This window comes from Citrobacter sp. RHBSTW-00570, from assembly GCF_013739755.1.
Taxonomy (GTDB): domain Bacteria; phylum Pseudomonadota; class Gammaproteobacteria; order Enterobacterales; family Enterobacteriaceae; genus Citrobacter; species Citrobacter braakii.
In genome coordinates this window covers 5,070,256-5,088,961 of the sequence record NZ_CP056399.1, presented here as the reverse complement: position 1 = coordinate 5,088,961, position 18,706 = coordinate 5,070,256, and the positions used below count along the sequence as shown (strand labels likewise).

Sequence of the window (18,706 nt, the reverse complement as noted above, 5' to 3'; positions counted from 1 at the left end):
GGCCAGGAAGCACGCATTTTATCGTGCTTCCCGGCTAACGTAATGCCATACCCTAAATAATTCGAGTTGCAGCAAGGCGGCAAGCTTGTGAATACCCAGGAGCATAGATTCACTATGTGACTGGGGTGAACAAGCACAGCCAACACAGCTGCGGCTCGAAGTATGACGGGTATTTAGTACAGCGCTTTACCGCTGCTGTCCTTCACGTTGGTCTTCCATGCAGCACGAATCTGCTCAACCACGCTGTCCGGCAGGCTGGCGTAATCCAGGTCATTAGCCTGTTTGCCGCCATTTTTGTACGCCCAATCGAAGAACTTCAGCACTTCAGCGCCCTGCTCAGGTTTCTTCTGCTCTTTATGCACCAGGATGAAGGTGGTGGAAGTGATCGGCCACGCATCGTCACCTTTCTGGTTAGTCAGATCCTGAGCGAAGGTTTTGCTCCAGTCAGCGCCTTTTGCAGCGTTGGCAAAGTTTTCTTCGGTCGGACTTACCGGTTTGCCATCAGCAGAGACCAGCTTGGTGTACGCCAGGTTGTTCTGCTTAGCGTAAGCGTACTCAACGTAGCCGATAGAACCCGGCAGACGCTGTACGAACGCAGCGATACCGTCGTTACCTTTACCGCCCAGACCGGTCGGCCAGTTAACGGTAGAGCCGGAACCAATTTTAGATTTCCACTCTTCGTTCACTTTCGCCAGGTAGCTGGTGAAAACGAAGGAAGTACCGGAACCGTCAGCACGACGCACAACGGCGATATTCTGAGAAGGCAGCTTCAGACCCGGGTTCAGTTTGGTGATGGCTTCATCATCCCACTTCTTAATTTTACCGAGGTAGATGTCGCCCAGCGTTTTACCGTCCAGCACCAGTTCGCCGGATTTCAGGCCAGGGATGTTCACCGCCAGCACCACACCACCGATAACAGTCGGGAACTGGAACAGGCCTTCTTGCGCCAGTTTCTCGTCAGACAACGGTGCGTCTGAGGCGCCGAAATCAACGGTATTGGCCGTAATTTGTTTTACACCACCGGAGGAGCCGATACCCTGGTAGTTTACTTTGCTACCGGTCTCTTTCTGATAGGTATCTGCCCATTTGGCATACACTGGCGCAGGGAAGGTTGCACCTGCACCTGTCAGGCTCGCTGCTGCAAACGCAGAAAACGCGCTCATGGATAAGGTCGCGGCGACAACAGTTGCGACAGTGGTACGCATAACTTTCATAATGTCTCCTGCACGGTTTTCGTAAATCGTTGTTTGAGTTGCTACTGTGAGCAAAATAGGACAAACAGGTGACAGTTAAATGTACGAAATATGACAGTTTTATGACAATGAAAAACTTGGGAAGTTTTTTATCTAAAAATACATTTAAAACAGAATGTTAATCACCATCATGACAATAACATTTCGCTGAAATTTTCTTTTTATGACACTGAAAACAGTAGTTGAAGATGACGGTTTGTCACATAAAACAGGCGGGGTAATTGATTAAAAACAGAACAAGCTAAAAAAATGCCCCGCTTGTGGACTGCACCCCAAAAGTTGGACACCCAACTGACTAAGGTGCAGTTTTTTATGGCAAAGCCAAAATATTCCCTCGAAACCAGATTAGCTGTAGTTAATCATTACCTTGCCGGACTCGATGGCACACATCGTACCGCTGAACGTTTTGGTGTTGAAAGAACATCGGTGCGACGCTGGGTAAGAGCCTGGCCACTCCACGGTATTGATGGTATTACCTGGAAAAATGACCGCCATTCACCGTCGTTCCGGATTGCTGTAGTCCGGACTGTACTCGCTGAAGAACTTTCCATGCGCGAGGCCGCCGCACGGTTTAATATCTCAACCGAAACCGTTGTCCGGCACTGGGTTAATGTTTACCAGGATGATGGTGAGAAAGGACTTCTGAGGATAAAACAGGGCCGGAGCAAGGACATGAAAAAACCTAAAAAATCATCTCCACTTACCGATGCTGCACTGGAAACGTTATCGCCCGAAGAACTACGGGCTGAACTCCGTTACCTGCGTGCAGAGAATGCCTACCTAAAAAAGCTGAAGGCCTTAGTTCAAAGCGAGAAAAACGGCAAAAAGCCGCAATAATCAGTGAGCTAAGGCTGGAGTATGCGCTCAGTGATCTTCTGCGTGCCGCGGGTATGTCCCGCAGCACGTGGTATCACAATATGAACGCGCTAAAGCGCATGGACAGGCATGCCGGACTGAAAGATAAAATAAGAGAGATTTACCACTATCACAAAGGACGTTATGGCTACCGCAGGATCACGCTCTCGCTGAAAAAACAGGGGCTGCTGGTGAACCATAAAACAGTGCAACGACTGATGGCAGAGCTGTCGCTCCGGTCCCTGATAAGGGTGAAGAAATATCGTTCCTGGAAAGGCGAAACTGGCAGGGCAGCGCCCAATATACTGAACCGGAACTTCGGCGCGTCAAAAGCCAACGAAAAATGGGTTACAGATGTTACTGAGTTCTCGGTACAGGGTAAAAAGCTGTACCTGTCACCGGTTCTTGACCTGTTTAACCGGGAGATTATCTCCTACAGCCTGTCGGAAAGGCCGGTGATGGAGATGGTTAATACGATGCTGCACGATGCGTTCCTGAAGCTCAGCCCGGAAGATAGCACGCTGCTGCACTCGGATCAGGGCTGGCAATATCGAATGGAAGGTTATCAGGCCAGGTTAAAGGCGAAGGGCATGACGCAGAGTATGTCGCGTAAAGGGAACTGTCTGGACAATGCGGTGATGGAGAACTTCTTCGGGACGCTGAAATCGGAATGTTTTTATCTGAGTCAGTTCAGCAGTGTCAGCGAACTAAGGAAGGCGATAGAGAGCTATATCCATTACTACAACAACGAACGAATAAGCCTGAAATTAAAAGGCCTGAGTCCGGTAGAATACCGAACCCAGGCTCTGAAAGCCGCTTAACATGAACTGTCCAACTTTATGGGGTCAGTCCACTTGCAGCAGGGCATTTTCAGTTCAGTTAAGTGCGGATTACTCTACGGTAACCGACTTTGCCAGGTTACGCGGCTGGTCCACGTCGGTGCCTTTAATCAGCGCCACGTGATACGCCAGCAACTGCAGCGGAACGGTGTAGAAGATCGGTGCAATCACCTCTTCCACATGCGGCATCTCAATGATGTGCATGTTTTCGCTGCTGATAAAGCCAGCATCCTGGTCCGCAAAGACGTACAACTGACCGCCACGAGCGCGAACTTCTTCAATGTTGGATTTCAGTTTTTCCAACAGTTCGTTGTTCGGCGCAACTACGATAACCGGCATATCGGCATCAATCAGCGCCAGCGGACCGTGTTTCAGTTCGCCTGCAGCATAAGCTTCAGCGTGAATATAAGAGATCTCTTTCAGCTTCAGCGCGCCTTCCAGCGCAATCGGGTACTGATCGCCACGGCCCAGGAACAGCGCATGGTGTTTGTCTGAGAAACCTTCCGCCAGAGCGGCAATGCGTTTGTCCTGAGACAGCATCTGCTCAATACGGCTAGGAAGTGCCTGCAGACCATGAACGATCTCCTGCTCGATAGACGCATCCAGACCTTTCAGACGAGACAGTTTCGCCACCAGCATCAGCAGAACGGTCAGTTGGGTGGTAAATGCTTTCGTCGAGGCCACACCGATTTCGGTACCGGCATTGGTCATCATCGCCAGGTCGGATTCGCGCACCAGAGAAGATCCCGGTACGTTACAAATAGCCAGCGAGCCCAGATAGCCCAGCTCTTTAGATAAGCGCAGACCTGCCAGGGTATCCGCCGTTTCACCGGACTGGGAAAGGGTAATCATCAGGCTGTTACGACGCACGGCGGATTTGCGATAGCGGAACTCGGAAGCGATTTCGACATCACAAGGAATACCAGCCAGCGATTCAAACCAGTAGCGGGACACCATACCGGAGTTGTAGGACGTACCGCAGGCGATAATCTGGATATGCTCAACCTGAGACAGCAACTCGTTGGCACGTGAACCCAGCTCGCTTAAATCCACTTCACCGTGACTAATGCGACCGGTCAGCGTATTTTTAATTGCATTCGGCTGTTCGTAGATCTCTTTCTGCATGTAGTGGCGATAAATACCTTTTTCGCCCGCGTCATACTGCAGATTCGATTCGATATCCTGACGCTTCACTTGTGCGCCAGACTTGTCAAAAATAGAGACAGAACGACGGGTCACTTCTGCGATGTCACCTTCTTCCAGGAAGATAAAGCGACGGGTTACCGGCAGCAGCGCCAGCTGATCGGAAGCGATAAAGTTTTCCCCCATCCCCAGACCAATCACCAGCGGGCTACCTGAACGGGCCGCCAGCAGCGTTTCTGGGTTACGGGTATCCATGATCACCGTGCCATAGGCACCGCGCAACTGTGGAATAGTACGCAGTACAGCTTCACGCAGCGTACCACCCTGTTCCAGTTCCCAATGCACCAGGTGAGCAATCACTTCGGTGTCGGTTTCAGAAACAAAGGTGTAACCACGGGTTTTCAGTAGTTCACGCAGAGGTTCATGGTTTTCAATGATGCCGTTATGCACCACAACAATGTGTTCAGAAACATGGGGATGCGCGTTCGCTTCTGAAGGTTCACCGTGTGTCGCCCAACGGGTATGAGCGATACCTGTACCACCATGCAGCGGATGTTCTTCCGCAGCAGCAGTCAGCATCTGCACTTTACCCAGACGACGCAGACGGGTCATGTTGCCTTCAGCATCGACAACGGCCAGACCAGCAGAGTCATAACCACGATATTCCAGACGACGTAAACCTTCGAGAAGGATTTCAGCTACATCACGCTGCGCGATAGCGCCAACAATTCCACACATATTTTTTGATTCCGAATTTAGGCATTTGCCTGTCGTTGTCGCTGACCTGTATTTGCCCTTTCCGGGCGCCCCGAGCCTTGTAGAGAGTGGGGTTATTTTTATGGTACTGCTTGTTGAGCGGAGGATTATGTTATCCCCTCATCTCTTGTCTGCCTGATGGCGCTTACGCTTATCAGGCCTACAGAACGTCACCGCACGTAGGCCGCCATCCGGCAAAAATCACTTACTTCTTCTTCACCGGACGCTGCCAGCCCTGTTTATGGACCTGAGGTACACGGCTTAATACCAGTTCGTTATCGGCGACATTACGCGTTACGGTAGTGCCAGCAGCGATGGTGGCACCTTTACCCACGGTGACAGGCGCCACCAACTGAGTATCAGAACCCACAAACACATCATCACCAATAATGGTTTTAAACTTATTGGCACCATCGTAGTTGCAGGTAATCGTACCCGCGCCGATATTCACATTATCGCCAATTTCCGCATCGCCCAGATAGGTCAGATGACCAGCTTTAGAACCTTTACCCAGACGCGCTTTTTTCATTTCGACGAAGTTACCCACGTGCGCGCCTTCCTGCAGCTCAGCACCCGGGCGCAGACGCGCGAATGGACCGATGGTGCAAGCGGCTTCCAGATGGGCATCTTCCACCACACTGTATGGGCTAAGCTCACAACCCTCACCAATCACGCTGTTTTTGATGATACAGCCAGCACCAATCTTGACGCGATCCCCAACGGTTACGTTACCTTCAATGATAACGTTAGTATCAATTTCAACATCGCGCCCGTGAATAAGCGTACCGCGAAGATCAAAACGTGCAGGATCGCGCAGCATCACGCCCGCCAGCAACAGTTTCTCTGCTTGCTCAGACTGATAAACACGCTCCAGACGGGATAACTGAAGACGGTTATTCACCCCTTCTGTTTCGCTAATACGTGCCGGATGTACCGCAGCAATTTCGCGTCCTTCCTGATACGCCATAGCAATGATATCGGTGATGTAGTATTCACCCTGCGCATTGTTATTGGTGAGTTTGGACAGCCAGCGCTTCATATCCGCGCCATTGGCAATCAGAATACCAGTGTTGATTTCCTGGATTTGGCGCTGCTCGTCAGTTGCATCTTTATGCTCGACGATACCGGTGACGTTACCGTTCTCACGCGTAATACGCCCATAGCCGGATGGATCATCCAGTTTTACCGTTAACAGGCCGATGCCGCCCTGCGGTTTAGCATCACGCAGGCTACGTAAGGTATCGGTAGAGATCAGCGGCACATCGCCATAGAGCATTAAAATGTCTTCGTCATCACCAAAGAATGGCGCTGCCTGCTGCATTGCATGGCCGGTCCCCAACTGCTCTGCCTGCAGAATCCAGTTTAGATTGCCATCTTTCAGCGTCTGCTTAAGCAAATCACCACCGTGCCCGTAGACCAGATGTACGTGAGTCGCACCTAATTCATTAGCGGCATCAATGACATGCTGAACCATCGGCTTTCCTGCGAGGGTATGCAGCACTTTAGGGAGATCGGAATACATACGCGTGCCTTTGCCTGCGGCAAGGATCACGACGCTCATAGCATTATTCAACATACACGTCCTGACTGTAATTTGAGAACGAATTTATACCGTTTCACATTGAAAATACTACATTTTTTTCATCGTGAAATGGACCGAAGATAAAACGTTCAATCGGGGAAATTTCCCCTCTGATAACTCTCTATTTTCGTCTATTTCGGCGTCTTTTGTCTCCCAAAAACCAGGAGGCTGCTCTTATTAAAGCCTAGGTTAATGTTTTTGCTATTTTTTTACTGCATGAATAAAGAGTTACAAAAGAAAATTATAATTTTATTAATGTGATTCAGCGAGAAGTAGAAAAAACAGACAGGGAAAATAGAGTTTTAAAAGGGAAGAGGACAAACGATAAAGCGGAGGAGTGGGATTTAATAACAGCTGGCGCGTGCTGATAACCGTATGAAGCATCGCGCCACAGAGCAGGTCGGGAAGACTAAACTTCCATGCTGCTGAAAAGAGCGATGATTTTATTAATCAGTTTCATGTCGGTATCCTGTTTTTATCTGAGTTAATTATGTGACACACATCACACAAAAAAGAGTCTACGCCTCATTTTTTAACCGATCAATATTTTTGTGACACAAATCACAAAATAATAAAACAGCTTTTTAGTTCCACTTTCACTGAAACAAAACCATAAAAAAAGCCAGCCTGGCAACCAGACTGGCTTTTGTGCTTTTCAAGCCGGTGTTACATCGCTTTTTTGGTCAACTCGATAACGCGCAGTTTCGCGATCGCTTTGGCCAGTTCCGCAGATGCCTGAGCGTAATCCACGTCACCATGAGAGCTCTTGATGTGCTCTTCAGCCTTACGCTTCGCTTCCAGGGCTCTCGCTTCATCGAGATCCTGTCCGCGAATCGCGGTATCAGCCAGAACGGTCACGCTGCCAGGCTGCACTTCGAGAATGCCGCCGGACAGATAGATAAACTCTTCATGACCGAACTGTTTAACGATGCGGATCATACCAGGCTTAATGGCGGTGAGCAGCGGTGCGTGACCCGGGAAAATACCCAGTTCACCTTCACTACCCGTTACCTGGATTTTTTCGACCAGACCAGAGAACATTTGCTGCTCTGCGCTGACGACGTCCAGGTGGTAAGTCATTGCCATATCACCCTCCGATTAAGGCGTTAAAGTTTTTTGGCTTTTTCCACGGCTTCGTCGATAGAACCAACCATGTAGAACGCCTGCTCTGGCAGGTGGTCGTATTCGCCTTCCATGATGCCTTTAAAGCCACGGATGGTGTCTTTCAGGGATACGTATTTACCCGGAGAACCGGTGAATACTTCCGCAACGAAGAACGGCTGGGACAGGAAGCGCTGAATTTTACGTGCGCGTGCTACCACCAGTTTGTCTTCTTCAGACAGTTCATCCATACCCAGGATGGCGATGATGTCTTTCAGTTCCTGATAACGCTGCAGCAGAGACTGTACGCCACGCGCGGTGTCGTAGTGTTCCTGACCAACAACCAGCGGATCCAGCTGACGGCTGGTGGAGTCCAACGGGTCAACTGCCGGGTAGATACCCAGAGATGCGATCTGACGGCTCAGTACCACGGTTGCATCTAAGTGAGCAAAGGTGGTTGCTGGGGATGGGTCAGTCAAGTCATCCGCAGGTACGTATACCGCCTGAACGGAGGTGATAGAACCGGTTTTGGTAGAGGTGATACGTTCCTGAAGAACACCCATCTCTTCCGCCAGGGTCGGCTGGTAGCCTACCGCTGATGGCATACGACCCAGCAGTGCGGATACTTCTGTACCGGCCAGGGTGTAACGATAGATGTTATCAACGAACAGCAGAACGTCACGACCTTCGTCACGGAACTTCTCTGCCATGGTCAGACCGGTCAGAGCAACGCGCAGACGGTTTCCCGGCGGCTCGTTCATCTGGCCATATACCAGGGATACTTTGTCCAGAACGTTGGAGTCGGTCATTTCGTGGTAGAAGTCGTTACCCTCACGAGTACGTTCACCCACGCCCGCAAACACGGAGTAACCGGAGTGTTCGATCGCGATGTTACGGATCAGCTCCATCATGTTTACGGTTTTACCTACACCCGCACCACCGAACAGACCAACTTTACCGCCCTTAGCGAACGGACACATCAGGTCGATAACTTTGATGCCGGTTTCCAGCAGTTCCTGAGAGCTGGACAGCTCTTCATAGGAAGGTGCCGCGCGGTGGATAGCCCAACGCTCTTCTTCACCGATATCGCCTTTCATGTCGATCGGGTGACCCAGGACGTTCATGATACGACCCAGAGTTGCTTTACCTACCGGGACTTCGATCGGGTGCTCGAGATCTTTGACTTCCAGACCACGACGCAGACCGTCGGAAGAACCCATGGCGATGGTACGTACGATACCGCCGCCGAGCTGCTGCTGAACTTCCAGCACCAGGCTCTCTTTACCATTCATAACCTCAAGAGCATCGTACACGCGCGGTACGGCATCCTGAGGGAATTCGACGTCAACCACGGCGCCGATTACCTGGACAATTTTTCCAGTAGCCATCTTGAATCCTCTACGAATTAACCTGGTTATACCGCGGATGCACCACCGACGATTTCGGTGAGTTCCTGAGTAATGCTGGCCTGACGAGCTTTGTTGTATACCAACTGCAGCTCTTTAATCAGGCTGCCGCCATTGTCGGTCGCGGCTTTCATCGCCACCATACGTGCGGCCTGCTCGCTGGCCAGGTTTTCTACCACGCCCTGATAAACCTGAGACTCGACATAACGACGCAGCAGGGTATCCAGCAGCGCTTTCGGGTCTGGCTCATACAGGTAATCCCAGGATTTACGCTTCAATTCATCATCATCTGATGCCGGCAGAGGCAGCAGTTGGGTGATGGTTGGCGTCTGAGACATGGTGTTAATAAATTTGTTGCTGACAACGTACAGTCTGTCCAGACGACCTTCATCGTAGGCCTGCAGCATCACTTTAACCGGACCGATCAGTTCGGACAGGGAAGGGTTATCCCCCATACCGGTTACCTGAGCAATCACATTACCGCCAACGGAGTTAAAGAAAGACACGCCCTTAGAGCCGATCATTGCGATATCGCACTGAACGCCTTTATCGGACCATGCTTTCATATCCGCCAGCAGCTTTTTGAACAGGTTAATGTTCAAGCCACCGCACAGACCACGGTCGGTCGACACCACCAGGTAGCCCACGCGCTTAACGTCGCGTTCTTCCAGGTAAGGGTGCTTATATTCCAGATTACCATTCGCAAGGTGACCAATCACTTTGCGCATGGTCTCTGCATAAGGACGGCTGGCCGCCATGCGATCCTGCGATTTACGCATTTTGGAAGCGGCGACCATCTCCATCGCTTTAGTGATCTTCTGCGTGTTCTGGACGCTTGCGATCTTACTACGTATCTCTTTTGCGCCGGCCATGAGCTTCTCCTCAATGCCTTGCGGTCCGCCCTAAAGCAGACCGCCAGACGTTACCAGGACTGGGTTGCCTTGAAGGAATCGAGGATAGCTTTCAGCTTACCTTCGATTTCATCGTTATAGCCACCGGACTGGTTGATCTCTTGCATCAGCGGAGCGTGGTCACGGTCAACGTAAGCCAGCAGAGCGGCTTCAAAGCTACCGATTTTCGCCAGTTCCACATCTTCGAGGTAACCGCGTTCAGCCGCAAACAGCACCACACCCTGCTGTGCTACAGACATTGGGGCATACTGTTTCTGCTTCAGCAGTTCAGTTACTTTCTGACCGTGGCTCAGCTGCTTACGAGTAGCTTCATCCAGGTCGGAAGCGAACTGAGAAAACGCTGCCAATTCACGATACTGCGCCAGTGCGGTACGAATACCACCGGACAGTTTCTTGATGATCTTGGTCTGCGCTGCGCCACCTACACGAGATACGGAGATACCCGGGTTAACTGCCGGACGAATACCGGAGTTGAACAGGTTGGTTTCCAGGAAGATCTGACCATCTGTAATGGAAATTACGTTGGTCGGAACGAACGCAGAAACGTCACCCGCCTGGGTTTCGATAATCGGCAGAGCGGTCAGGGAGCCGGTTTTACCTTTAACTTCACCATTGGTGAACTTCTCAACGTATTCCGCGTTTACGCGGGATGCGCGCTCCAGCAGACGGGAGTGGAGGTAAAATACGTCGCCCGGGAATGCTTCACGTCCTGGTGGACGACGGAGCAGCAGGGAAACCTGACGGTAAGCAACAGCCTGTTTAGACAGGTCATCGTAAACGATCAGCGCGTCTTCACCGCGGTCACGGAAGTATTCGCCCATTGCGCAACCGGCATATGGCGCCAGGTATTGCAGAGCAGCAGATTCAGACGCGGTCGCCACAACAACGATGGTGTTGGACAGTGCGCCGTGTTCTTCCAGTTTACGAACCACGTTAGAAATGGTGGACGCTTTCTGGCCGATAGCCACGTACACACATTTGATACCGGAATCACGCTGGTTGATGATGGCATCGATTGCCATCGCAGTTTTACCTGTCTGACGGTCACCGATGATCAGCTCACGCTGGCCACGACCGATTGGGATCATGGCATCAACAGATTTATAACCTGTCTGTACTGGCTGGTCGACGGACTGACGTTCGATTACGCCTGGTGCGATAACTTCGATTGGCGAGAAGCCATCGTTATCAACCGGACCTTTACCGTCAATTGGGGAACCCAGAGTGTTCACCACACGACCCAGCAGGCCACGGCCAACCGGAACTTCCAGAATACGACCCGTACACTTAACCTTCATGCCTTCGGCGAGGTCAGCGTATGGACCCATCACAACGGCACCTACGGAGTCGCGCTCCAGGTTCAGTGCGATAGCGTAACGGTTACCCGGCAGGGAAATCATCTCACCCTGCATACAATCGGCCAGGCCGTGAATGCGGATAACACCGTCACTTACAGAAACAATAGTACCTTCGTTGTGAGCTTCGCTCACAACATTGAACTGAGCAATGCGCTGCTTGATCAGTTCGCTGATTTCGGTGGAATTCAGTTGCATGCTCCAGTCCCCTTAAGACTGCAAGACGTCTGCAAGGCGCTCAAGACGGCCGCGTACGCTGCCATCAATGACCATATCACCCGCTCGGATGATTACGCCAGCCATTACAGACTTATCGATTTTGCAATTCAGCTTAACTTTGCGTGACAGACGTTTTTCCATCGCTGCACTAATCTTCGTAAGCTGTTCATCACTCAGTGCATTGGCAGAAGTGACTTCTACCTCAGAGATAGCCTCACTGGCTGCACGCAGATGAATAAACTGCTCAAGAACATCCGGGAGCGCATTCAGACGGTTATTTTCAGCCATTACCCTAATCAGGTTTTGGCCGCTTTCGTCCAGCTGCTCACCGCACACGGCGATAAACGACTCAGCGAGCGTTTCCGGCGCCAGCGCGCCAGAGAGAAGCTCTGCCATTTGTTCGTTTTTCGTCACCTCAGCGGCAAACGTCAGCATATCCTGCCAACGGTCAACGCTTTGGTGCTCAACGGCAAAGTCAAAAGCTGCTTTGGCGTAGGGGCGAGCTACCGTAATAAATTCAGACATCAGCCCCTCCCTCCTTACAGTTCAGCGACAAGTTTGTCCACGATGTCGCTATTAGCAGCTTCATCCACGGAACGTTCGATGATCTTCTCGGCGCCAGCAACAGCCAGGATAGCAACTTGCTTACGCAGCTCTTCGCGAGCACGTTTACGCTCGGCGTCAATTTCCGCCTGCGCCTGTGCCACGATTTTAGTACGTTCCTGCTCTGCTTCAGTTTTAGCTTCGTCCAGGATCTGAGCACGGCGTTTGTTCGCCTGCTCGATGATTACCTGAGCTTCCGCCTTCGCTTTTTTCAGCTGGTCGGTCGCGCTGGCCTTTGCAAGGTCAAGATCCTTATGTGCTCGTTCTGCAGAAGCAAGGCCGTCAGCAATTTCTTTTTGACGTTTTTCGATGGCAGCCATTAAAGGCGGCCATACGTACTTCATGCAGAACAGAACGAACAGGACAAACGCGATGGCCTGGCCGAGGATTGTTGCGTTAAGATTCACAGCACAATGCCTCTATCTAGTTAACGTTCTGATATTGCTCTTAATTCAAGCAACGCTTACTACGCGACAGCAAACATCACGTACAGACCCAGACCTACAGCGATCATTGGGATTGCATCCACCAGACCCATAACGATAAAGAACTGAGTACGCAGCAGAGGAATCAGATCCGGTTGACGCGCTGCGCCTTCCAGGAATTTACCCCCGAGGATGCCGATACCGATCGCAGCACCGATTGCCGCCAGACCCATCATCACAGCGGCAGCAATGTACAGCAGATCCATATTCAGGTTTTCCATGACAGTCTCCAGTTTGTTTCAGTTAAAACGTAGTAGTGTTGGTAAATTAATGCTCTTCAGATGCCATCGACAGATAGACAATCGTCAGAACCATAAATATGAAGGCTTGCAGCGTGATAATCAGTATGTGGAAAATGGCCCATGGCACATTCAGGATCCACTGTGACCACCACGGCAACAGACCAGCAATCAGAATGAAAATCAGCTCACCGGCATACATGTTGCCGAACAGTCGCAGACCAAGAGAAATTGGTTTGGACAGCAGGCTTACCCCTTCAAGGATTAAGTTGACAGGGATGAACGCCCAGTGATTGAACGGCTGCAGCGTCAACTCTTTCGCGAAGCCGCCGATGCCTTTCATTTTGATGCTGTAGAACAGAATGAGGATAAATACGCCCAGCGCCATCGACAGGGTGATGTTCACGTCAGCAGACGGAACCACACGCAGAGCCGGCAGGCCAAAGATATGCTCACCGATGTACGGCAGCAGGTCGATAGGCAGTAAATCCATCAAGTTCATCAGGAATACCCAGACGAAAATCGTCAGGGCCAGCGGAGCAATCAGCTTGCTTTTGCCATGGTACATGTCTTTCACGCTACCATGCACAAAGCCGATTACCAGCTCAATCGCGGTCTGAAATTTACCTGGTACGCCGCTGGTCGCCTTTTTAGCTACGCTACGGAACATAAGCAGGAACAACAGACCCAGAACCACCGAGAAGAAAATGGAGTCAATATTGAGCGTCCAGAAGGTGGCTGGGGGGTTGTGCGGATCCACCAGCGAGAATGTACGTAGGTCCAACTGAAGGTTATTCAGATGGTGTCCTATGTAATCCTGCGGCGTCATATTTTCTGAAGCCATGATGCCTTTACCCTTTGTTGTTAATTACAGCCGGCGCCAGTATCTGAACCACCAGCACCAAAACCCACGTAACGATCAGCGGCATGAATACCGCTTTCAAAACAGCCAACGCCACCACCAGCAAAACCAGCATAGCTAACACCTTGAAGGCTTCGCCGAAGGCGAACGTCCAGGCTACTCGGCCTTTAGCTGGTGTATGCGCCTGGTGACGCCAGGCAAATATCATAAACAACACATTAGGCAGTAACACTGCCAATCCACCGCACAATGCGGAGATGCCCCAGAAAGGGTCTTTGAGGCTAAACAGCAATCCACTTGCTATTACCGCCAGAAACTGTGTGAGCAAAAGCTTACGAGCAACGTTTCGACTCAAGAGCGACATAGACATCACGTTTTTACTCCTGCTCCCTTCGAGGTATGCCGCGTGTCGTATAAAACGTTCTTTATGGCTTAGAGTCAAGCATCAAAAAGCGGTCAAATTATACGGTGCGCCTTCGTGATTTCAAACAATAAGTAGCTAAAAAGTGAATAAATGTTTAAATATTTTTCGCTACCCCACATTTATCACTTTTAAGCAAACTGTGAACGATCATGCAAAACTGCAAATGCCGCGTAAATACTGGCGGCAAAGCGTGCACCAGATCACATATTGAACATATTCACCTTCGCATAATTTATTTACGTGGCAAATGATGCCTTTTCATCTTTTTGATATTTAAGCGTAAAAATAGCCACTATTTCAAAAACAACAGCTAACAACAAAAAAACCACACATTGACATTTATAATAAAAAATTAACACAACGGGTGGTTCTTACGTTCTATTTTTAGCAGACTGATATTTTCACAGCTGACTTGTTTCGCTTTTAACAAAAAACGGTACGTTATAGTTATGATGCAAAACCGTAAGGCGCTAGTGAATTGTAACGACATTTAACCACACTATTCCCTATGACTTTTAACACCTGAATAGCCGTTTTTTTTCTATTTTTTTTGATAAAAATTAAATTTTGTTTGGCTTAATAACCACCAGATGACGTTCACCATCCAGTTGCGGAACGCGTAATTTTTCGACCGACTCGACGCTGAATTCTGCAGGCAACGAAGCAATTTCATCTTCAGGCAACTGCCCTTTTAGCGCATAAAAACGCCCATCCATGCCAGGCAAATGATGGCACCAACTCACCATATCAGTAAGTGACGCGAACGCACGGCTAATGACCCCATCGAACGGCGGCTCTGAAGGGAATTCTTCAACGCGACTTTGCACAGGAGTGATGTTAGTAAGCGCAAGCTCATGCTGCACCTGACGCAAGAAACGGACGCGTTTTCCCAGACTATCCAGCAGTGTGAAATGCGCTTCTGGGCGCACGATAGAGAGAGGAATACCCGGCAGGCCCGGTCCCGTACCCACGTCAATAAAACGCTCCCCCTTCAGATACGGCGCGACGACAATACTGTCCAGAATATGGCGCACCAGCATTTCGTTGGGATCCCGTACCGACGTCAAGTTGTACGCTTTGTTCCATTTGTGCAGCATATCGACATACGCAATCAGCTGATTTTTCTGGTGATCGGTAAGAGAAATACCAGCATCAGCCAGCAGACGAGAGAGTTTGTTGAGCACGGTCGTTACCTGTTCATAATCAATTTCCCGATGCGCTATAGCTTATCGGGACTACAAATTTGTAGGGCGGGCAGGCGAAGCGCCCGCCGCCAAAATAGTGTTATCAAGCGCTGCGGCGCAGCATACCTTGTTTCTTCAGCCATACCAGCAGAATGGAAATGGCGGCAGGCGTTACGCCAGAAATACGCGATGCCTGGCCGATCGATACCGGTTTGTGATCGTTCAGCTTGGCGATAACTTCATTCGACAAGCCTGAGACCTGACGATAATCCAGCGTTGCAGGCAACAGGGTGTTCTCATTACGCTGTTGTCTTTCGATTTCTTCCTGCTGACGGGCGATATACCCTTCGTATTTCACCTGAATCTCAACCTGTTCCGCGGCCTGAGCATCATCAAGCGCTGGTGCAAACGCAGATAAAGAGGTCAACTGAGCATAGGTCATATCCGGGCGGCGCAGGAGATCTTCACCGCTGGCTTCACGTGACAAAGGCGTAGCCAGGTGAGCATTCACTTCTGCTGCAGATTCCGCTAACGGATTTACCCAGGTTGATTTGAGACGCTGACGTTCCTGTTCGATACGCTCCAGCTTCTCGTTGAAACGAGCCCAGCGCTCGTCGTCCACCAGACCCAGTTCACGACCAATTTCGGTCAGACGCAGGTCGGCGTTATCTTCGCGCAGCATCAAACGGTATTCTGCGCGTGAGGTGAACATACGGTACGGTTCTTTGGTGCCAAGCGTACACAGATCGTCCACCAGTACACCAAGATAAGCCTGATCGCGACGCGGTGCCCAACCGTCTTTCTCAGCAGACAAGCGTGCGGCGTTCAGACCCGCCAACATCCCTTGCGCGGCAGCTTCTTCGTAACCGGTAGTACCGTTAATCTGGCCCGCAAAGAACAGACCCTGGATGAATTTACTTTCCAGAGTGGGTTTCAGGTCGCGCGGATCGAAGAAATCATACTCAATCGCGTAGCCAGGACGGACGATTCTGGCATTTTCCATTCCCTGCATGGAGCGGACAATTTGCATCTGCACATCGAACGGCAAGCTGGTGGAGATACCATTCGGATAAATTTCATTAGACGTCAGTCCTTCCGGTTCGAGGAAGATCTGATGCTGATTACGATCGGCAAAGCGCATCACTTTGTCTTCGATCGACGGGCAGTAGCGCGGACCGATACCTTCGATCACGCCTGCGTACATCGGGCTACGATCGAGGTTATTGCGGATCACGTCATGGGTTCTCTCATTGGTATGCGTGATGTAACACGGCATCTGACGCGGATGTTGAGAAGCATCGCCCAGGAATGAGAAGACCGGCATCGGGTTATCGCTGTTTTGCTGGCCGAGCACGCTGAAATCAATAGTGCGTGCATCGATACGCGGCGGCGTACCGGTTTTCAGGCGGCTGACGCGTAACGGCAGTTCACGCAGACGGCGTGACAGCGGGATAGACGGCGGATCGCCAGCACGGCCGCCGCTGTAGTTGTCCAGACCAATATGAATTTTGCCGTCAAGAAAAGTCCCTACGGTTAACACAACCGCTTTGGCACGGAACTTTAGTCCCATTTGGGTCACTGCACCCACAACACGATCATTTTCAACAATCAGATCTTCAACCGCCTGTTGGAAGATCATCAGATTGGGTTGATTCTCGAGTGCGGTGCGTACAGCCTGGCGATAGAGTACACGGTCGGCCTGAGCTCGGGTAGCACGAACGGCTGGCCCTTTGCTGGCGTTTAGTATCCTAAACTGAATACCTGCATGGTCGATCGCTTTTGCCATCAACCCACCAAGCGCATCCACTTCTTTTACCAGGTGTCCCTTCCCAATACCGCCGATCGCCGGGTTGCAGCTCATCTGTCCCAGTGTGTCGATATTGTGTGTCAAAAGCAGAGTCTGTTGACCCATTCGCGCCGCGGCCATTGCGGCCTCGGTGCCTGCATGACCCCCGCCAATGATGATGACGTCAAAAGGATCCTGATAAAACATGGTAATTGCCTCGCATAACGCGGTGTGAAAGTGGATTGAAGCCCGGGCCGTGGATTCTACTCAACTTTAGTCGATCGAGAAAGCCCTGGGATCCTGGGTATTAAAAAGAAGATCTTTTTATTTAGAGATCTGTTTTATTGTGATCTCTTATTAGGATCGCAACTTTCTGTGGATAAGGGCGATCCTTTGAATAAGATCAACAGGTTGTTGAGGATCATTAGCTGTGAATGATCGGTGATCCTGGCCCGTATAAGCTGGGAGCAGAATGAAGGGTTATACACAACTCAAAAACTGAACAACGGTTGTTCTTGGGATAACTACCGGTTGATCCAAGCTTTTAACCAGACTTATCCACATAAAAAAGTACGATCTTTACAAATCTCTGAGCAATGGATGCCAGGATCCCAGCCAAATTTCAGCCGGATCTTCCGGAATTTCATGTTCCAGTACGTTGATCCTGAGCGTTTCGCCGATCTGTTTTGCTCCGCAGGCTTTCAGTTCGGCTTCCAGCTTGTCGATTGCGCCGCAAAAGGTGTCATATTCACGACTGCCGATCCCGATTGCACCAAAGTGCACTTGTGAAAGGTCCGGTTTTTGCTCGCATAAGGCATCATATAAAGGCTGCAGGTTGTCAGGAATGTCTCCCGCACCGTGCGTGGAGCTAATAATCAGCCAGATCCCATCAGTCGGGACCTCTTCAAACATTGGCCCATGCAGTATTTCGCTGGAAAAACCCGCGTCGTCCAGTTTTTCAGCCAGATGCTCTGCTACATATTCCGCACTGCCAAGCGTGCTGCCGCTGATAAGAGTGATTTCTGCCATGATCGCCCACCTTTATAAAGAGGGCGTATTGTACGCTGTGAGCGAGCTGGGATCTACCTGTGGAAAAATAGGGGATTAAAAAAAGCGATCATGGCTTGATGGTACGCATGATCGGGTTTTGCAGGACGATCAGGGTCTCCGTGGACTGAATTTCATCAATTGTTTGGATCTTGTTGATAAGTACCTGCTGTAACGCGTCGATCGACTTGCACATCACCTTTATAAAGATGCTGTAGTGCCCGGTGGTGTAATACGCTTCGGTCACCTCATCGAGGCTTTCCAGTCTGGCCAACGCTGACGGATAGTCTTTCGCACTTTTCAGGATGATGCCGATAAAGCAACCGACGTCATAGCCCAACTGTTTGGGACTAACATCAATCCGCGCGCCGGTAATAATCCCGGCCTGCTTCATCTTCTCTACGCGAACGTGAATTGTCCCCGGGCTCACGCCGAACTGTTTGGCCAATTCGGCATAGGCCGTTCGGGCATTTTCCATCAGGGCGTCAAGAATGCCGCGGTCCAGATTGTCGATCTGATAATTTTCCATAGGTTTTTCTTATGTAGATTAATGATTCCCTCTATTTTAGACGTTAATTTTAACGAATCAAAATCGAAGAAGGCTTTTTGTTTGTTGATTATTGAATATTACCTACATTCTGTTGCTTAATCATAGG

General features: G+C 50.4%; 17 protein-coding genes. 1 reads left to right on the top strand and 16 read right to left on the bottom strand.

What is annotated here, in order from left to right; translation table 11 throughout:
- Positions 1-173: 173 nt before the first annotated feature.
- Positions 174-1,214, bottom strand: coding sequence for a phosphate ABC transporter substrate-binding protein PstS (gene pstS, locus HV237_RS24115; RefSeq protein WP_016155079.1), 1,041 nt, complete (start codon positions 1,212-1,214; stop codon positions 174-176).
- 351 nt (positions 1,215-1,565) lie between these two features.
- Here pstS and HV237_RS24110 point away from each other — a divergent pair.
- Positions 1,566-2,929 (top strand): IS3 family transposase gene (locus HV237_RS24110; protein WP_135107962.1). Its coding sequence is split into 2 segments (ribosomal slippage): positions 1,566-2,043 and positions 2,043-2,929, totalling 1,365 coding nucleotides; the frame shifts between segments, so codons are not numbered across the junction.
- 69 nt (positions 2,930-2,998) lie between these two features.
- On the opposite strand, the gene glmS is transcribed toward HV237_RS24110, so the two are convergent.
- The 15 genes from glmS to asnC all read right to left on the bottom strand — a co-directional run bounded on the left by glmS (position 2,999) and on the right by asnC (position 18,579).
- On the bottom strand, positions 2,999-4,828 hold the full coding sequence (gene glmS / locus HV237_RS24105; protein WP_047358454.1) for a glutamine--fructose-6-phosphate transaminase (isomerizing): 1,830 nt from the start codon (positions 4,826-4,828) through the stop codon (positions 2,999-3,001).
- A gap of 223 nt (positions 4,829-5,051) precedes the next feature.
- Positions 5,052-6,422 (bottom strand): bifunctional UDP-N-acetylglucosamine diphosphorylase/glucosamine-1-phosphate N-acetyltransferase GlmU, encoded by a 1,371-nt coding sequence (glmU, locus tag HV237_RS24100; RefSeq protein ID WP_019077996.1) that lies wholly within the window; start codon positions 6,420-6,422, stop codon positions 5,052-5,054.
- Between the two features lie 672 nt (positions 6,423-7,094).
- A complete protein-coding gene (locus HV237_RS24095; RefSeq protein WP_003023809.1) occupies positions 7,095-7,514 on the bottom strand; it encodes a F0F1 ATP synthase subunit epsilon in 420 nt (139 codons plus the stop codon).
- Positions 7,515-7,534: 20 nt separating this feature from the next.
- The gene (atpD, locus tag HV237_RS24090; RefSeq protein WP_003023806.1) at positions 7,535-8,917 is read right to left on the bottom strand and encodes a F0F1 ATP synthase subunit beta; all 1,383 of its coding nucleotides are present in this window, start codon (positions 8,915-8,917) and stop codon (positions 7,535-7,537) included.
- Positions 8,918-8,943: 26 nt separating this feature from the next.
- The gene (gene atpG / locus HV237_RS24085; RefSeq protein ID WP_016155083.1) at positions 8,944-9,807 is read right to left on the bottom strand and encodes a F0F1 ATP synthase subunit gamma; all 864 of its coding nucleotides are present in this window, start codon (positions 9,805-9,807) and stop codon (positions 8,944-8,946) included.
- A gap of 50 nt (positions 9,808-9,857) precedes the next feature.
- Entirely contained in the window at positions 9,858-11,399 is a 1,542-nt protein-coding gene (gene atpA, locus HV237_RS24080; protein ID WP_003023802.1) for a F0F1 ATP synthase subunit alpha, read from the bottom strand.
- Positions 11,400-11,411: 12 nt separating this feature from the next.
- Positions 11,412-11,945, bottom strand: a complete 534-nt coding sequence (gene atpH / locus HV237_RS24075) for a F0F1 ATP synthase subunit delta (RefSeq protein ID WP_006687767.1) — start codon at positions 11,943-11,945, stop codon at positions 11,412-11,414.
- 14 nt (positions 11,946-11,959) lie between these two features.
- Positions 11,960-12,430 carry a F0F1 ATP synthase subunit B gene (gene atpF / locus HV237_RS24070; RefSeq protein WP_003827022.1) on the bottom strand — a complete coding sequence of 157 codons (471 nt, stop codon included), beginning with the start codon at positions 12,428-12,430 and terminating at the stop codon, positions 11,960-11,962.
- A 59-nt stretch (positions 12,431-12,489) separates the two neighbouring features.
- Entirely contained in the window at positions 12,490-12,729 is a 240-nt protein-coding gene (gene atpE, locus HV237_RS24065) for a F0F1 ATP synthase subunit C (RefSeq protein WP_003023794.1), read from the bottom strand.
- A gap of 46 nt (positions 12,730-12,775) precedes the next feature.
- The gene (gene atpB, locus HV237_RS24060; protein ID WP_003023792.1) at positions 12,776-13,591 is read right to left on the bottom strand and encodes a F0F1 ATP synthase subunit A; all 816 of its coding nucleotides are present in this window, start codon (positions 13,589-13,591) and stop codon (positions 12,776-12,778) included.
- Positions 13,592-13,598: 7 nt separating this feature from the next.
- Complete coding sequence (gene atpI, locus HV237_RS24055; protein ID WP_003023790.1) at positions 13,599-13,979, bottom strand: F0F1 ATP synthase subunit I; 381 nt, start codon at positions 13,977-13,979, stop codon at positions 13,599-13,601.
- Positions 13,980-14,593: 614 nt separating this feature from the next.
- Complete coding sequence (gene rsmG / locus HV237_RS24050; RefSeq protein ID WP_047358453.1) at positions 14,594-15,217, bottom strand: 16S rRNA (guanine(527)-N(7))-methyltransferase RsmG; 624 nt, start codon at positions 15,215-15,217, stop codon at positions 14,594-14,596.
- Positions 15,218-15,320: 103 nt separating this feature from the next.
- Complete coding sequence (gene mnmG, locus HV237_RS24045; protein ID WP_016155085.1) at positions 15,321-17,210, bottom strand: tRNA uridine-5-carboxymethylaminomethyl(34) synthesis enzyme MnmG; 1,890 nt, start codon at positions 17,208-17,210, stop codon at positions 15,321-15,323.
- A 372-nt stretch (positions 17,211-17,582) separates the two neighbouring features.
- A complete protein-coding gene (gene mioC, locus HV237_RS24040) occupies positions 17,583-18,032 on the bottom strand; it encodes an FMN-binding protein MioC (protein WP_047358452.1) in 450 nt (149 codons plus the stop codon).
- Between the two features lie 88 nt (positions 18,033-18,120).
- Positions 18,121-18,579 (bottom strand): transcriptional regulator AsnC, encoded by a 459-nt coding sequence (gene asnC / locus HV237_RS24035; RefSeq protein ID WP_003023780.1) that lies wholly within the window; start codon positions 18,577-18,579, stop codon positions 18,121-18,123.
- Positions 18,580-18,706 lie beyond the last annotated feature (127 nt).

Excerpts from the sequence above, each read along its gene's own strand:
- pstS (WP_016155079.1), bottom strand. The coding sequence starts at position 1,214 with ATGAAAGTTATGCGTACCACTGTCGCAACTGTTGTCGCCGCGACCTTA.
- glmS (WP_047358454.1), bottom strand. The coding sequence starts at position 4,828 with ATGTGTGGAATTGTTGGCGCTATCGCGCAGCGTGATGTAGCTGAAATC.
- glmU (WP_019077996.1), bottom strand. The coding sequence starts at position 6,422 with ATGTTGAATAATGCTATGAGCGTCGTGATCCTTGCCGCAGGCAAAGGC.
- HV237_RS24095 (WP_003023809.1), bottom strand. The coding sequence starts at position 7,514 with ATGGCAATGACTTACCACCTGGACGTCGTCAGCGCAGAGCAGCAAATG.
- atpD (WP_003023806.1), bottom strand. The coding sequence starts at position 8,917 with ATGGCTACTGGAAAAATTGTCCAGGTAATCGGCGCCGTGGTTGACGTC.
- atpG (WP_016155083.1), bottom strand. The coding sequence starts at position 9,807 with ATGGCCGGCGCAAAAGAGATACGTAGTAAGATCGCAAGCGTCCAGAAC.
- atpA (WP_003023802.1), bottom strand. The coding sequence starts at position 11,399 with ATGCAACTGAATTCCACCGAAATCAGCGAACTGATCAAGCAGCGCATT.
- atpH (WP_006687767.1), bottom strand. The coding sequence starts at position 11,945 with ATGTCTGAATTTATTACGGTAGCTCGCCCCTACGCCAAAGCAGCTTTT.
- atpE (WP_003023794.1), bottom strand. The coding sequence starts at position 12,729 with ATGGAAAACCTGAATATGGATCTGCTGTACATTGCTGCCGCTGTGATG.
- atpB (WP_003023792.1), bottom strand. The coding sequence starts at position 13,591 with ATGGCTTCAGAAAATATGACGCCGCAGGATTACATAGGACACCATCTG.
- atpI (WP_003023790.1), bottom strand. The coding sequence starts at position 13,979 with ATGTCTATGTCGCTCTTGAGTCGAAACGTTGCTCGTAAGCTTTTGCTC.
- mnmG (WP_016155085.1), bottom strand. The coding sequence starts at position 17,210 with ATGTTTTATCAGGATCCTTTTGACGTCATCATCATTGGCGGGGGTCAT.
- mioC (WP_047358452.1), bottom strand. The coding sequence starts at position 18,032 with ATGGCAGAAATCACTCTTATCAGCGGCAGCACGCTTGGCAGTGCGGAA.
- asnC (WP_003023780.1), bottom strand. The coding sequence starts at position 18,579 with ATGGAAAATTATCAGATCGACAATCTGGACCGCGGCATTCTTGACGCC.